This is a genomic window from Halobellus litoreus, from assembly GCF_024464595.1.
Classification (GTDB): domain Archaea; phylum Halobacteriota; class Halobacteria; order Halobacteriales; family Haloferacaceae; genus Haloquadratum; species Haloquadratum litoreum.
Genome location: NZ_JANHAW010000003.1, coordinates 364,472 through 378,104 on the forward strand (window position 1 = coordinate 364,472; position 13,633 = coordinate 378,104).

15 protein-coding genes and 1 pseudogene are annotated in these 13,633 nt (G+C 63.4%); 9 read left to right on the forward strand and 7 right to left on the reverse strand.

Annotated features, from left to right (window positions below):
- Window positions 1–5: 5 nt before the first annotated feature.
- A complete protein-coding gene (locus tag NO360_RS15990; protein ID WP_256308851.1) occupies window positions 6–929 on the reverse strand; it encodes a DUF5995 family protein in 924 nt (307 codons plus the stop codon).
- 192 nt (window positions 930–1,121) lie between these two features.
- Between NO360_RS15990 and NO360_RS15995 the strand changes: the two genes are divergently transcribed.
- Both NO360_RS15995 and NO360_RS16000 read left to right on the forward strand, forming a co-directional pair.
- Window positions 1,122–1,679: a hypothetical protein gene (locus NO360_RS15995; RefSeq protein ID WP_256308852.1), complete on the forward strand. Its 558-nt coding sequence runs from the start codon at window positions 1,122–1,124 to the stop codon at window positions 1,677–1,679.
- A gap of 292 nt (window positions 1,680–1,971) precedes the next feature.
- Window positions 1,972–2,343: a hypothetical protein gene (locus tag NO360_RS16000; protein WP_256308853.1), complete on the forward strand. Its 372-nt coding sequence runs from the start codon at window positions 1,972–1,974 to the stop codon at window positions 2,341–2,343.
- A 79-nt stretch (window positions 2,344–2,422) separates the two neighbouring features.
- Here NO360_RS16000 and NO360_RS16005 read toward each other — a convergent pair whose 3' ends face one another.
- On the reverse strand, window positions 2,423–4,705 hold the full coding sequence (locus tag NO360_RS16005; protein WP_256308854.1) for a nitric-oxide reductase large subunit: 2,283 nt from the start codon (window positions 4,703–4,705) through the stop codon (window positions 2,423–2,425).
- Between the two features lie 224 nt (window positions 4,706–4,929).
- A complete protein-coding gene (locus NO360_RS16010) occupies window positions 4,930–6,084 on the reverse strand; it encodes a multicopper oxidase domain-containing protein (RefSeq protein ID WP_256308856.1) in 1,155 nt (384 codons plus the stop codon).
- Between the two features lie 212 nt (window positions 6,085–6,296).
- On the opposite strand from NO360_RS16010, the gene NO360_RS16015 reads away from it, so the two are divergent.
- A complete protein-coding gene (locus tag NO360_RS16015) occupies window positions 6,297–6,665 on the forward strand; it encodes a winged helix-turn-helix domain-containing protein (protein WP_256308857.1) in 369 nt (122 codons plus the stop codon).
- Window positions 6,666–6,759: 94 nt separating this feature from the next.
- Here NO360_RS16015 and NO360_RS16020 read toward each other — a convergent pair.
- Window positions 6,760–7,344, reverse strand: a pseudogene (locus tag NO360_RS16020) (halocyanin domain-containing protein); the annotation flags it as partial.
- Between the two features lie 229 nt (window positions 7,345–7,573).
- Here NO360_RS16020 and NO360_RS16025 point away from each other — a divergent pair.
- The 4 genes from NO360_RS16025 to NO360_RS16040 all read left to right on the forward strand — a co-directional run bounded on the left by NO360_RS16025 (window position 7,574) and on the right by NO360_RS16040 (window position 9,390).
- Window positions 7,574–8,215: a helix-turn-helix domain-containing protein gene (locus NO360_RS16025; RefSeq protein WP_256308858.1), complete on the forward strand. Its 642-nt coding sequence runs from the start codon at window positions 7,574–7,576 to the stop codon at window positions 8,213–8,215.
- A 165-nt stretch (window positions 8,216–8,380) separates the two neighbouring features.
- Window positions 8,381–8,653: a DUF7521 family protein gene (locus NO360_RS16030; RefSeq protein WP_256308859.1), complete on the forward strand. Its 273-nt coding sequence runs from the start codon at window positions 8,381–8,383 to the stop codon at window positions 8,651–8,653.
- Between the two features lie 80 nt (window positions 8,654–8,733).
- Window positions 8,734–8,967 carry a DUF2249 domain-containing protein gene (locus tag NO360_RS16035; protein ID WP_256308860.1) on the forward strand — a complete coding sequence of 78 codons (234 nt, stop codon included), beginning with the start codon at window positions 8,734–8,736 and terminating at the stop codon, window positions 8,965–8,967.
- Window positions 8,968–8,976: 9 nt separating this feature from the next.
- Window positions 8,977–9,390 carry an SRPBCC family protein gene (locus NO360_RS16040; protein WP_256308861.1) on the forward strand — a complete coding sequence of 138 codons (414 nt, stop codon included), beginning with the start codon at window positions 8,977–8,979 and terminating at the stop codon, window positions 9,388–9,390.
- Between the two features lie 182 nt (window positions 9,391–9,572).
- Here NO360_RS16040 and NO360_RS16045 read toward each other — a convergent pair whose 3' ends face one another.
- The 3 genes from NO360_RS16045 to NO360_RS16055 all read right to left on the reverse strand — a co-directional run bounded on the left by NO360_RS16045 (window position 9,573) and on the right by NO360_RS16055 (window position 11,868).
- Complete coding sequence (locus NO360_RS16045; protein WP_256308862.1) at window positions 9,573–10,304, reverse strand: IclR family transcriptional regulator; 732 nt, start codon at window positions 10,302–10,304, stop codon at window positions 9,573–9,575.
- 65 nt (window positions 10,305–10,369) lie between these two features.
- Window positions 10,370–10,753: a Rieske (2Fe-2S) protein gene (locus NO360_RS16050; RefSeq protein ID WP_256308863.1), complete on the reverse strand. Its 384-nt coding sequence runs from the start codon at window positions 10,751–10,753 to the stop codon at window positions 10,370–10,372.
- Window positions 10,750–11,868 (reverse strand): amidohydrolase family protein, encoded by a 1,119-nt coding sequence (locus tag NO360_RS16055; protein WP_256308864.1) that lies wholly within the window; start codon window positions 11,866–11,868, stop codon window positions 10,750–10,752. The genes NO360_RS16050 and NO360_RS16055 overlap by 4 nt, the downstream gene beginning before the upstream one ends.
- 619 nt (window positions 11,869–12,487) lie before the next feature.
- Between NO360_RS16055 and NO360_RS16060 the strand changes: the two genes are divergently transcribed.
- Together NO360_RS16060 and NO360_RS16065 are read left to right on the forward strand one after the other, a co-directional pair.
- Window positions 12,488–12,823: a CGCGG family putative rSAM-modified RiPP protein gene (locus NO360_RS16060; protein WP_256308865.1), complete on the forward strand. Its 336-nt coding sequence runs from the start codon at window positions 12,488–12,490 to the stop codon at window positions 12,821–12,823.
- A 70-nt stretch (window positions 12,824–12,893) separates the two neighbouring features.
- The gene (locus NO360_RS16065) at window positions 12,894–13,490 is read left to right on the forward strand and encodes a DUF7998 family protein (RefSeq protein WP_256308866.1); all 597 of its coding nucleotides are present in this window, start codon (window positions 12,894–12,896) and stop codon (window positions 13,488–13,490) included.
- The last annotated feature ends 143 nt before the right edge of the window (window positions 13,491–13,633 follow it).

Genomic DNA, 13,633 nt, shown 5'->3' on the forward strand with positions numbered 1-13,633 from the left:
AACCGTCACTCGAGAGTGACCGTCCCATACCGGCGGTCGAGCAGGTCGATCGCGTCCCCCAGATCGAACTGGTTCCGTTCCACCCGCTCCAGTGCCCGCGTCACGGTCGGATCGAGTGTCGGTCCGAGGATGAACACTGCACCGCCAGTGGCGGTCGTCCGAAGAACCCACCGCGCGTAGGACTCGATCGGTCGAACATGGAAGTCGACTAATACGACGCCGACGCGCCAGGCCTGCTCTCGGGCCTCGGCCAGCGTGAACAGCGAGACAGTTTCGTCGAAGCGGCCCAGCGCGGTATCGATCTCGTCAATCCCCGGCGCATAGAGGTCAGCCAGCGCCTCCTGCTGTGCGTCGACGAGTTCCGCCAGGATCTCGTTGATCGCCCGATGGTCGTCGCGCTTTCTCTCGCGGTGCGGGTCGATACCGACGTCGCGGATGGTGAGCGCGAGATCGTAGTTGATGTGGGCGTTGATTCCGAGAAACGCGTCCTGAGCGACGAGTGCGTCGCCGGCTACCGCAGTCCCGAACGCGATACGCCACGGTTCGGGTACCGCCTGAGTCCGGCGCTCTTCGAACGCCAGAAAGGCGTCCCTGTAGTAGTTCGCGAACGTCAGTGTGTAGGTCCGCATCCACTCGGAGTCGGCGAATCTTCCCCTCCCGATGCTCTGTTGCACCGCACGGGTCATCGCAGTGTAGATCGTCAGGAAGACCGCCCGTCGGTCGTTCCGGCGGCGCAACAGCTCCTTGAGCCGTTCGAGCCGATCCCGCGCTCCGGAGAGGGATTCGTAGGGGTCGGCGACGAGATCGACGAGATCCTGATCAGTCTCGCGGGAGCGATCGAGCGTCACCGCGTCGCGGCGGGCAGCGAGGTAGATCGCTCGAAGCCGTCGGGGATCGAGCAGCGTTGCGACCGTAGTATAAGGCGGCATACACTGTCGTATGCCACCACGCATAGCGTCGGCAAGTAGCTACTGGGAAGAACGGCACAGAAGTGTTCGCACCGCCCTGGGGGGACGACGCTCTCCACTGGCACTCCCCAGTTGTCACACTCGTTCGAGCGCTGTTCCACGGTGCTGCGGCCCGCCGGAAGTGATTAAGTGCCTGATTAGTAATTAATAAATATGAAGGATACAAAGAGCGGTTCCGCCGTCGGAGACGGTGGGACTGATGCCGACACGAGCCGGCGGAGCGACGACGTGAACCTCTGGGACGTCGTCCGCGTTCCGTTCGACGCGATCCGGAAGGGCTACCGGGAACTGCGGAAGGTGCTGTTCACCGCGTCCCGACCGACGGGAGAGTATCTCGTCGTCGATGAGTCGATCGAGACGATCGAGCGCCACCTCGGAAAACAGAGCTACGCGCCGAACTGGGAGTTTTCCTACTACGAACGCGGCGAGGTGCTCAACCTCGCACGGGTGGTCTACGAGCGTGCCGAGGCCGGCGGCGAAACCAGAGTCTGGTGGCAGACCCACGTCCGTGGCTGGAAGAACGACGCGGGACAGATCGAACTCCACGGCCACTGGGAGCTCGAACCGACCGAGAACGGGAACTTACACATCGACGGCGTCGGGTTCTCCTTCGAGCGGGGGATGGAAAACTTGCGGTCGGCCCTCGACGAGTCCGATCTCGAATACGAATCGACGACGATCGAACTGAACTCCGGCCGGGATCACGCCTGAGGGGGTCGGTTCGGCGACTCCAGCCGCGTGAACCGCGGGCTACCGGCGAATGCCACCGTTTGCGGGCTCGAAATCCAACGACAACTGGCCAGAGCACCGCCGGGGAGAAAAATATCGAACCGCACCTGCTGTGGTTTGTATCAACGTCGGATAATAAATGGTAACACTGCACATCCCGTTGGGGTAGATATGGTCGCAACGAATCGACACGTTCGGACGGCGACGCCGGAAGAAGAGAACCGGGAGTGTCCGCATAACTGGCAGCAGAAACGCGCCGCAAGGAGCTAAGGTTATGGCGTTCCCGGACCTCGCGGTCAACGCCATCTATACGATTCTCTGTTTAGTGCCGGGATTCATCAGCGTGAAGACGCTGACCTACATCGGAGACCTCGATACGGATATGAGCGAGTTCGAGAAGTCGACGTGGAGTTTCATCGCGAGCGGCGTCTCGCTGTCGGTGACGTACTTTGCGTACGTCGCGTGGACGACCGTCACGACCGGACGCTTCGTGCTGATTCGCTCGCTCGACATCACCTGGATAGAGGTCGTGACGATCTATCCGGTCCTGCTTTTGGTGGCGGCCGTAGTGGGATACCTCAGCGCGAAGGTGTTCGTCCGCACCCTCGGTAACCCGACGGGCCCCCGGCCCGAGAATGTCCAGTAGGAGTAGTCGGAAACGACTTCACGGCGATATCGTCGGGGCGGAGAAAGAACAAACGGAGAGCGGCCGCTCGTGGTGGCCGTCAGTCGTCGCTCAACACGCCCTCCGCCACGGCCATATCCTCGACGGCCGGGTCGTCCTCGGAGCGCCGGAGGACGAACCGCTTTCTCAGGAGGTCCGCCGCGTAGATGGCGGTCCCGACGATGATGAGCGTGTCACCGGGGAGCCGCGCCCAGAACAGCGTCTGGACGATCGGCTGTTCGTAGAAGGCGAGGCTCCGTCCGGCGGCGTAGCCCTGGGTGAACACCGTCTCGAGCTGGAGGAACCCGACCGGGAGGACGGAGACGAACACCATCAGCGCGAGGCCGACGTTCCAGCACCAGAACGCCGCGCGGAGCCAGGAGCCGTCCCAGCGCTCGGGGTCGATCGAGAGCTGGAGCATGTACGTCACCATCCCCAGCGCCAGGAAGCCGAACGCGCCGAACATCGCCGCGTGGGCGTGGCCGACGGTGAGGTAGGTCCCGTGCTCGTAGTAGTTGATGAGCGGGAGGTTGATGAAGAACCCGAGGACGCCCGCGCCGACGAAGTTCCAGACCCCGCTGGCGACGATGAACAGGAACGGGAGCCGGTAGGGGAACTCGTCGACGGTCATCGCGCTGTACTGCCCGAGCGCCTCGTAGAGGATGAACACGAGCGGGATGAGCTCCAGCGTCGAGAAGACGCTCCCGATCGGCACCCACATATCGGGCATCCCGACCCACCAGTAGTGATGCGAGACGCCGATGACGCCGGTGCCCATCACGAGCAGCGCCTGCAGCATCACCGCCTTCTCCGCGCTGCGGCGCGAGAGGAGGTTCATCGAGACGAGCGTCAGCCCGATGATGGCGACGATGAAGAACTCGAAGGCGCCCTCGACCCACATGTGGACGACCCACCAGCGCCAGAACTCCGTGACGGCGATGTTCGTCGAGGGCGTGAAGAGGAATCCGGCCGTGAACAGCAGCGCGATCGATCCGCCGGCGTAGAGGATCATATGGGCGAGCCCGTAGATCGGCTCGCGGTCGAGCAGCGGCTTCAGCCCCCTGACCGCCAGCACCGCCCAGATGCCGAAGCCGAGGAGGATGCCGCCCTGCCAGAGCTTGCCGACCTCCAGGTATTCGAGTCCCTCGTTGCCGAGCAGCCACCAGAGCTGGTCGCCGATGTAGCCGTTCGACCCGAGCCAGATGCCGGCGAGTCCGCCGACGACGACCACGACGATGGCGGCCAGGAGGCCGTTGACGTACGTCGACTGTCGCTTCGGCTCGTGGCCGGTTAGGAGCGGCGGGAGGAACAGCCCCGCGCCCAGCCACGTCGCCGCGATCCAAAGGATCCCGAGGTCGATGTGCCAGGTCTTCGCGATGGCGAACGGGAGCAACTGGAGAATGTGAACGCCGAAGATCTCCTCGATGCCGAAGAACCCGGCGCGCTCGATGTAGAAGTGCGCGAGCAGGCCACCCAGGAGCACCTGCGCGAGGAACAGCCCCGCCGCGACCGGGACGAACCGGAGCGCGGCGCGCTGGCTCGGGAAGACGCTCACGTCGCCGGGCTCGGGGACCGAAATGCCCGCCGCCTCGGGTTCGGGAAGTTCGACGGATCGATAGAGCCAGATGCCGGCTCCCGCGCCCGCGACGAGAAGCACCATCGCGATGACGCTCCAGGTCATCGCGGCGGGCGTGGCGTCGTTACCCGCGCCGGGCTGGTAGGGCCAGTCGTTGGTGTAGGAGTGGGAACTCCCCGGGCGGTCGGTGTGGGAGAACCACGCGGTCCACATCGCGAAGTCCGCGAACTGGCGCGCGTCGGACGCGGAATCGATCATCCCCTCGCCGACGCCGCGCTCGTGTGAGCCCTCGTGGTACCGCTGAACGTACTCCTCGCGGACCTGCTCGTGGGCGTACAACTCCGCGGCCGAATAGCGGATCGCACCGCTCTCGTAGGACTCATCGAGGTCCTGCTGGACGACGTCGGCAACGGCCGCCTGACGCTCGGAGCTGAGGTCGGCGTAGCCGTCGCCGTACCGCTCCTGCGCGTAATAGTCGCGCATATGTTGCACTTTCAACTCCAACGCGTCGGCGGTGTAGTCGGCGCCGTAGTACGCGCCGTTGCCCAGGATCGAGCCGTGATTCATCAGACCGTTCCGCTGGAACGTCCGCTTGCCGTCGCGAATCTGTTCGTCAGTGACGACGACGTCGCCGTCGGGGCCGACAACCTGCTCGGGGATCGGCGGTGCCTCTTCGTACGCGAACCACGCCCCCGTGCCCATCACGGCGAGGTTGAAGACGAACACGACGGCGATGGCTTTCGCGATGGTCTTACGTCGTATCTGCATACACGAGGACCTTCGAGAGGCAGTTCAAACAAAAAGCGCGTCAGTTCCCGAAGCCGTCGACGCGGGGCGAACATATTCGGCTCGGAAGCGGCCGTGGTCACGGTGGTGGTGGGATCGGCGCCTACCGTCGGCGGTGAGCTCGACGGACTCACGTCGACCGTAGACTCGGCGGACGGACCTTCGAGACCGTCGACAGAGTCTCGTCGACGCCCGCGACTCCCGCGCTACACCTCGTAGCCCGCGTACTCCATCAACTGCGCGAAGATGTCAGTGTCCATCGCGTCCTCGTAGACGACGCCGCCGAGCATCCCGCCGGGGTAGAACCCGCCGTTCATCACGTGGTTCACCTTGTGGCAGTGCAGCAGGTAGATACCGGGCTCGGCGTCGGCGGTGAACTCGATGGTGTGCCGCTCCGCGGGCGCGACGTTCGTGACGTCCATCCCGTGACGCGCGTTCTCCGGAATCTGCCCTCCGTCTTTCTCAACGCGCTCGAACCGGTGGTTGTGGATGTGGATCGGGTGGCTCATATAGCCGTTGTTAGCGAGGTGAAGCCGGACCTGATCGCCCTCGCTGACGATGATCGGCGATCCGTCCTCCGGATGGAGCGTCCGCGGCGCGCTCTTGCCGTTGATCGTGAAGACGTCGGGATTGCGGTTCCGCGGGTCGTAGCGCACGTCTTCGCCGGCCATCTGCCGCGGGAGCCGGGAGTCCCAGTCCTTCATCGTCATAAAGTACTCCCGGTCGGCGGGCTCGTAGCCCTCCGGATCGACCCGGAACACCCCGTACATTCCCATTTCGATGTGCCTGTGGGTCTGGTAGTGGCAGTGGTACAGGTGCGTGCCCGGGACGTTCGCGGGAATGGTGTAGGTGTGTTTCTCGCCGGGGTCGACCCGGATGCCCGTCGTCGTCGGGACGCCGTCGTCCTTCCAGGCTTTCCGGACGCCGTGGAAGTGGAGCGTGTGCGGACGCATCCCCTCAGTGTTGTCGAGCGTCACCTCCATATCGCTGCCCTCGGTCGTCCGAAGTATCGGACCCGGGACGCTCGGCTCGCCGTCGTCGGCCTGGAACGCCCAGACCTGCGGGAGTTCGACGGGGCCGCCCATCGAATCCAGCGGGTGTGCGGAGTGCCGCGCCGGAAGTGACTTCAGTGTCACCGACCCGCCTTGCTCGTCGACGTTCACGACTTCCGGCGGACTGGTCGACGGTAACGATCCCCCTTGCGACGCCGCCGCGTCGGTCCCCTCCTGCATCGCGGCCTGCGTCCGCTCGTTCGTCGGCGCGGTACAGCCAGCGAGTCCGAGAACGCCAGCACCGCCCGTCGCAGCCAGGAACTCGCGTCTGGACATCGTCGAACCGGGTGCGCCTACGTATCTGCTCATTACGTTCGTCGCTGGGGGGCTGACGGTCGTATAAGGTCGACGCGGTTCCAGCACAGCCGGAGGGTATCGAACATATTCGGGGGAGGGCGGAACCCGCACCGAAGCCAACGGTCGGCAATGAGACTGACTCGACGAAACACAGCGTTTAGGACGCTTCGCCAGCGAACGTCGGATCGGACCGTCGGTCTCTCGGGAGGCGACTAACGAAACGAATGTCTTCGAACCCACTGTCTGAGGCGCTCGAACCGGACTTCGACACCGTCTTCGGCGCGCTCACGAGCGAGCAGTGTTGGGACGTCCTCCGGTCGCTCGACTCTCCCCGAACGGCGGCGGAGATCGCGAGCGAGTGTGACCTCCCGCGGTCGACCGCCTACGCGAAACTCGAATCGATGGTCGAGGCGGGACTGTTGCGGAAACAGGCCGGTGAGGACGCCGCCCGCTACGTGATCGACTTCGAGGAGGTGGTCGTGACCTACCCGAACGGCGACCTGGAACTCACTGTCGAACAGCCCGCTCGGTCCGCCTCCGACCAGCTGTCCGAGCTGTGGGACGAGGTCAGAGCCGAGACGAGCACGGACTAGCGTTCGTTACCGGGGGGTTCGCTCGAAGCCACTCGCTCGGTTGAGGCCCCAAAAGTGTCAGTTATGTCATACTCGCGCCGGATCATAGAGGCGATCAGCTCTCGCCGCGCTCTCTGAACCAGAGGAACGCACCGAACAGACCCGGCGAGGCGAGCGCAGCCGCGAAGACGCCGCCGAGGGCGAGCCCCCCGAGATTTCGCGCGCCGGAGTCTCCGAACGGGGCGGCCACGTCCGCGTTGCCTCCGCCATCGCCACTCCCGCCGCTTCCACCGCCCGCGGCGACCACGACGGCTCCCTTCATTCCCATCGTCTCGTGGGGGACGCACGAGTACGTGTAGGTGCCCGCGCTCTCGAACGTGTGTTCGAACGTGTGTCCGGAGGAGTCGACGAGGTCGGACTCGAAGTCGCCCTCGGTGTCGACGACGTTGTGAGAGCCGCCCTTGCCGGTCCACTCCCAGGTGACCGTCGTCCCCGGCGAGACCCTAATCGCCGCGGGGCCGAAGCCGAACGCGCCCTGGTTAGCCTCGACCCCGACTTCGACGGTCACCGCGTCGCTGCCGGTCCGGTCGACGACGCCGTCGTAGTTCGAGGTGTTCTCCAGCCACGAGTCGACGCCGCTCCCCGACGACTGTGCCCGGACGCCCGAGGCGGCGGTTCCGAGAGTCGTACCGCCGGCGGCGACGCCCCCGAGCGTTCGGAGTGCGGTTCGGCGCGAGACCTGCCGGTCGTCACGCGGACTATATCGTTCGCCATCGCACCCGGCATCTGTGTCCGTAGCGGTCATAGTACATTCGGACGGACGACTCCACCGAGGAAAACACGCCCCGGCAGTTCCCGAGGCGCTGCGGAACGACCGAACATATTCGTGCGTACTTTAGTTCCCGCGCTCGAAGAAGGATCTATCAACGATGCCCCGAGCGACGCTCTGTCTGGAGATCCCCGAACAGGTGTGGGTCTCGGCGCTGTCGAAGCGGTACCCCGACGCGGAGTTCACGGTGCTCGCGGCGATGCCCGCGGACGAGACCGGGGTCGGCCTCGTCGAAATCACCGCCGGCGACATCGAACCGATCGTGACCACCATCGATAGCTACGACACCGTCGTCTCCGTGACGATCCTGGAGGCACAGGCCGACCGCGCGCTGGTCCAGTTCGAGACGACGGAACCGCTCCTGATCCGCTCGCTGAGCGAAGCGGGGATTCCGCTGGAACTCCCGATAACCATCGTCGACGGTGAGGTGACGCTCGAACTGACCGCGCCCCGGGAGAAGCTCTCGGAACTGGGCGAACTCTTAGAGCAGTTCGGAATCCCGTTCGACCTGCTGTCGATCACCCAGTCGATCGACACCCAGTCGCTCCTCACCGACGAGCAGTACGAACTCCTCGAGACGGCGATCGACCGCGGCTACTACGACACGCCGCGGACCTGCACCCTCACCGAGCTGGCCGACGCCGTCGGCCTCGCGAAGTCGACCACGAGCGAGAAGCTCCACCGCGCCGAGGGGAAGGTGATAAAGGAGTTCGCCGCGGGCGGGGACGGAGGCCTCGAGTGAGAACGGTGCAACGACGAATCGATCGGCGCGCCGACGCCGGTGGCGTTTTTGACACTGCGCAACCGCCCCGAACACCTTCGGCGGGATAGCCAGGATGGCCCGCCGTGTACCGACTGTTACGATGACGAGCCGCTTCGAACACGCGCCAGGAGGGAGGAGACGCAGATGAGCGTCACGATGAGTGCCGTCGCGCTGAAGACGATCACCCTCCTCCTGGGCGGGTCGATCACGTTCTACTCCCTCCGCGCGTATCGGCGTACCGGGTCCTCGGCGCTCCGCGCGCTGACGGTCGGATTCGGGACGGTCACGGTGGGCGCGCTGGTCGCTGGCGTCGTCGATCAGTTTTCGCCGCTCGATCCGAGCGTCGCGCTCGTCGTCGAGAGCCTGTTCACGACCGTCGGGTTCGCGGTGATTCTCTACTCGCTGTACGCTGACTGAGCCGTCGGATCGTATCTCAGCACGACGATGCAAACATATTCGGCGAAACGGTTCCCTGACTGGTGATGATAGGTTGCGGTATGGCAGCCACGACACTCGACCTCAGGGACGTGCCACCGGCGGACCGCCACCCGAAGATCCACGACGCCTTCGAGTCGTTGGAGAGCGGCGAGACCCTCGAACTCGTCAACGACCACGAACCGAAGCCGCTCTTCTACGAGCTACGGGCGGAGGTTCCGTCGTTCGACGCGGAGGGCTACGAGGTCGAACGGCGGGGCCCGACCGAGTTCGTCGCCCGCCTGCCGAAGGAGTAGGACGACTCGATGACGAGCGTTTCCGTATCGAGGGTCCTCGACGAGGACGTGGAGGTGGTGCGAGAGCGGATGCACGACGTCGAGACGTTCCTGCGAGCGGCCGGCTTCGACGAGGTGCGCCGGGACGACTCCCGGGTCGTGATCACGAACGAAGTCGGACCGGCGACCATCGAACTGACCCTCGAACCGTTCGACGACCCCGACGCCGAACTCGCGTACCGACAGCGGGAAGGGATATTCGAGGAGATGGTCACGACCTACACGGTGACGAGTGATCAGGCGTCGACGACCGTCGTGGCAGAAACCGAGTTCTCACTCGACGTCGCCCTGGTCGGTTCGGTCCTGGATTCGACGGTCATCAAACGCCAGCGACGACGTGAACTTAACGCGCAACTGGCGTATCTCGGTTCCGGAACCGTCTGAGTCGACCGACCATCGCGTGAGTGCCGACTCAGACGCCCGAACAGTAGCGTTCGGCTAGATCCTTTACTGTCGATTCGACGAGAAGCTTCACAGGCTGCTATCCGAACGGGTGTTCGGCCGGACGAAGCACGGTCGGTTCCCCGGTCCCGATTTCGTCTATTTTCATACTTATGAAATATATATTATCCTGATAAATTTTTCGCCACCCGATCGACAGCGGCCGAGAGCGCGTCCAGGACCGGCTCGCGGTCCTCGGTAACCAGGTCGTCCGTCGGACTCGCGACGGAGAGCGAACCGAAGACCTCCCCCGCGACGACCACCGGCATCCCGATTGCGTAGATGCCGGAGATGTCCTCGCCCTGGTTGATCGCGTACCCGCGTGAGCGGACGTACTCAAGTTCGGTTCGTAAATCGGCAGCGGCGTATCGCTCGTCAGCTGCCTTCTGGCCGACGATTTCGGCCACACGGTCCTCCGTGAGGTGAGCGAGAATCGCCTTCCCCGCCGCGGTCTGGGTGATCGACGACCAGTCGCCGAGGAGGAGGTCGGGGTTGTGCGTCGGGTTCGCGCCGGCCCCGTCGACGAACATCAACTTTCCGCGTTCCTCGATAGCGCACCAGGCAGTGCTCCCTGTCCGCTCTGCGAGCGTCTTCAACGCACTTCGGGACGCCAGATAGAACGGTTGTCGGGACTTGACGGTCGTTCCGACGTGGAACCACTGGTGTGAGAGACGGTACGTTCCGTCCTCGTTGACGGCGTACCCGTGCGCCGCCATCGTCTGGAGGTGACGGTGTGCAGTGCTCTTCGTGAGTTCGAGGCGGTTGGCGACCTCCGTGACGCCCATCGGTCCCGTTTCGGCCATCGCCTCGACGATCCGAAAGAGCGTTTCGTCAGCCCCGACGAGAGAGCCGGTCATACTCTACAGACGCGAGGGCACGCGATAAATCTGCGGTCCGGAGCGAGCCGTGGGCCGCGCCGTCGCTACTGACCCTTCGGGTCCCCGACGTACACGACACCGTCCTCGACGACGACCTCGTAAGTCGGCAGCGCGATGTCGTCGTTGCCGAGGTGTTCGCCCGACTCGATGTCGTAGGACCACCCGTGCCAGGGACAGGAGATAACGCACTCCTCGTCCGTGTAAGTGCGCTCAACGCGCTTTCCGGGCTCTTCGAACTCCCCGATCAGTTTCCGATGTGTCTTCCCCTCACAGACCGGGCCGCCGTCGTGCAGGCAGTAGTTCTGCAGCGCGTAGTACTCGTCTTCGACCTGTAGGACGCCGACCTCCGTACCGTTCACTTGCACGAACTCGCGGTCCCCGTTCTCGAACGCGTCGTCGGGTTTGACCTCGACGAGTCCGTCGCTCATAGGCCGAACACCTCGGCGGCGTTCTCGGAGAGGATACCGCGCTTTTCGTCCTCCGAGAGGAACGGCAGGTCGATGACCGTCGTGGGGCGGTCGTAGTCCCAGTGTGGGTAGTCGGAAGCGTACAGCAGTTGCTCCGGGCCGACCATATCCACGCACTTCTCTAAGAACTCCGGATCGGCCGACACCTCCAGCGGTTGCGTTCCGTAGTAGAAGTCGGTGATGTACTCGCCCGGTTCCTTTTCGAGGAGCGGAGCCTCTTCGGGGCGCTTGAGGTACTCCTCGTCGAGGCGGGTGATGAGGGAGGGGAGATACGTCACCCCGGACTCCATAAACGCGACGTCGAGATCGGGGAACTTCTCGGGGACGCCCTGGACCACTAGACTGACGATCTGGGACATATTCGACTCGAGGAACCCCAGCGTGTGCGTCTCCAGCATCTCCTGATAGCCGCCGCGGACGTACTCGTCGAGGCCGGCCCCCCCGGTGTGGAACACCGCCGGCAACCCCATATCCTCGCAGCGCTCGTACAGCGGGTCGTACTTTCGGTTGCCGAGCGGTGGCGTGGCCCCGGCCGTGACGAAACACGCTCCGGCGTACTCCTCTGTACCCTCGATACGGTCGAGGATTTCCAGCGACGCGTCGATGTCGGCGTACGGAATCGGGGCCAGCCCGTAGATGCCGTCGTCGGGATCGAGCACTTCTTCGCTCATATATTCGACGTACGCCTTCGCGAAGGCCGACTGCCGCGTATCGTCCGCCGTCGTCCCGGCTCCGGCCAGAATCAGATGCGAGATGAGAAGCGTCTCGTCGACACCGATGGAAGACATCCCCTCGCGGATCCGCTCCGGAGTTTCCGGGGAATCGGGGTACGAGGAGTGTTCGCGCGTGATCTTGCCGTGTGCCTGTCGATCACCGGTCGAGAACGGGAAGAACGAACTCAGGTTTTGTTTGGCGCCCTTCTCGTCGAAGTTACTTCCCTCGAACTTGGTCTTCCAGGGTTCGTCCATGTACTCCGCGACGTCAGTGAACGACTCCATATAGTGGCAGTCGCAGTCAACGACGTGATACGAATTCAGCTCATCGGCTCTCCGAGACGCAGTGTCCGGCTGGGACATACTTCGTAAGTGGAGTAAAAGTATATAAATTTATTGTAATTCTATAATCAGAACTACTACACGTATCCCGCGGCACCGTTTCGATTTCGCCGTTATACTCCCGTCAGAATTGCTCTACAGTCGTAATTCTGATTTGGATAACAAAGTACGGAGCCGGATTTAACGCTGACTTACTGTCCCAAATGAGGGAACGAAGTTTTACTCGCTACTCTCGGAATTCGTATCAATTTAGAAATACGTATGGGCACAGTGATCGCTTGCCAAGTCGCCAATCGCGCGCTTATGCCTCCCCAGTAACGACGGTCGGCGGGCTGTGCAGTGCTGGGGACGGGGAAGGGCCGATTCCAACGATACGTCGCCTTCGACACCGAATGCAATTGCGTCCCGTAATGTGGAACAAGAAATCGAGTCGGGAACGCGTTTAGGATAACAAGCGTACTTTTGTTTGTATCGTGGACTGCACACAGTACGAATAGTATCGATATCGTATATTTCGCAGTACGTTCTAGATTCGATATACTTCGCTACCGTCGGAGCGAACGACGACCCGGATACGACTCCAAACAGTGCGAACACATTCGCCCGGTTCCCTATGCGATCGGGGACCCGAGGTGCGGGTATGAGTACAGACGTAAGCGACGATTCCGCACCGGAAGTCGAGGACGACGAGCACGACCCTGCCCCCGTGACCGAGCGAGTTCACGACAACTCGTGGTCGGCGAATCTCGAAGGGCCTGAACACGCGGCGAATCGAAGCCTACTCGTCGAACAGGCGATCGACGCCGTCGAACACACCACACCCGGAAACCACGTCAATCTGGTCACGCACGGCGCCCACGGGCATCCGGAGACGTACCTCTACGATGCACTCGACGACGCCTACGGTGACGAGGTGGAGTGGGAGTACGTCGATCAGTGCGGCTGCGGCGGCCACGTGGTCAGGGTGCGTCCCTGATCGGCCACTCACCGGATTCCCGAACTCGTTCGGCACTATCGATACCACCATCGGGCGTCGAGTGGGAAGTATGGTCGAGATTCCGTCCCCGTTCGGGAGCGACGACGGCGGACACTTCGACGACCCCGACGCGTTCGTCGCCGATCACCTCCCCGAACCGGGACCGTTCCTGATCGATCAATCCGTTCTTGCCGACGACGACCACGTCGAGGTCCACGAGGTAGCCAGGACCGTGTTCGAAGAGCGAGGCGTCTACGATATGACGTTCGGCTACAACCTCGCGCGATTGAACGCCGACGCTCGTCATCCGAACGCCGGCTATCGGTACGCGGAAGCGAAGGAGTCGAACGACCTCCGGGCCGAATTCACCCCAACGACGCCGTTCTGTCCCCAGAGTCACACGCTCGCGATCGGTTCCTTCCGCGCGTGGAACGGACTATCGGACAGACACCAGTACGACGTCGTGCGTGTCCGGGTACATCCGATGCACAACGAGTCCGCGGAGATCAACCGACGGTTGACGGCGGCGGAGGAAACCTACCGCGAAACCGGCTCGGTTTCGGACACTCCGACGGAGAGCGAGCCTGGGAGCTCGACGGGGGCCGGTAGGACTGGAAGCGATGCGAGTGGTCGGGAAGCCGATTTCGAACCCGAATCCCCGTTCTGAGTCGCTGACGGTGGGTTTTCCGCTGAAGGAGGGTAGAAGCGATATCGAGTTCCATCGGTCTCACCGTCGTGGACGAAGTGGGGGAAAATACGTTGCGGCGGGGCTCGATTCGAACTCTTTTTGACTGACCGGACAGTCAGTTG

What these genes read in the sequence shown, in the direction of transcription:
- NO360_RS15990 (WP_256308851.1), bottom strand. Translation starts at nt 929, where the DNA reads ATGCCGCCTTATACTACGGTCGCAACGCTGCTCGATCCCCGACGGCTT.
- NO360_RS16045 (WP_256308862.1), bottom strand. Translation starts at nt 10,304, where the DNA reads ATGACCGGCTCTCTCGTCGGGGCTGACGAAACGCTCTTTCGGATCGTC.
- NO360_RS16050 (WP_256308863.1), bottom strand. Translation starts at nt 10,753, where the DNA reads ATGAGCGACGGACTCGTCGAGGTCAAACCCGACGACGCGTTCGAGAAC.
- NO360_RS16005 (WP_256308854.1), bottom strand. Translation starts at nt 4,705, where the DNA reads ATGCAGATACGACGTAAGACCATCGCGAAAGCCATCGCCGTCGTGTTC.
- NO360_RS16025 (WP_256308858.1), top strand. Translation starts at nt 7,574, where the DNA reads ATGCCCCGAGCGACGCTCTGTCTGGAGATCCCCGAACAGGTGTGGGTC.
- NO360_RS16065 (WP_256308866.1), top strand. Translation starts at nt 12,894, where the DNA reads ATGGTCGAGATTCCGTCCCCGTTCGGGAGCGACGACGGCGGACACTTC.
- NO360_RS16015 (WP_256308857.1), top strand. Translation starts at nt 6,297, where the DNA reads ATGTCTTCGAACCCACTGTCTGAGGCGCTCGAACCGGACTTCGACACC.
- NO360_RS16030 (WP_256308859.1), top strand. Translation starts at nt 8,381, where the DNA reads ATGAGCGTCACGATGAGTGCCGTCGCGCTGAAGACGATCACCCTCCTC.
- NO360_RS16060 (WP_256308865.1), top strand. Translation starts at nt 12,488, where the DNA reads ATGAGTACAGACGTAAGCGACGATTCCGCACCGGAAGTCGAGGACGAC.
- NO360_RS16000 (WP_256308853.1), top strand. Translation starts at nt 1,972, where the DNA reads ATGGCGTTCCCGGACCTCGCGGTCAACGCCATCTATACGATTCTCTGT.
- NO360_RS16040 (WP_256308861.1), top strand. Translation starts at nt 8,977, where the DNA reads ATGACGAGCGTTTCCGTATCGAGGGTCCTCGACGAGGACGTGGAGGTG.
- NO360_RS16055 (WP_256308864.1), bottom strand. Translation starts at nt 11,868, where the DNA reads ATGTCCCAGCCGGACACTGCGTCTCGGAGAGCCGATGAGCTGAATTCG.
- NO360_RS16010 (WP_256308856.1), bottom strand. Translation starts at nt 6,084, where the DNA reads ATGAGCAGATACGTAGGCGCACCCGGTTCGACGATGTCCAGACGCGAG.
- NO360_RS15995 (WP_256308852.1), top strand. Translation starts at nt 1,122, where the DNA reads ATGAAGGATACAAAGAGCGGTTCCGCCGTCGGAGACGGTGGGACTGAT.
- NO360_RS16035 (WP_256308860.1), top strand. Translation starts at nt 8,734, where the DNA reads ATGGCAGCCACGACACTCGACCTCAGGGACGTGCCACCGGCGGACCGC.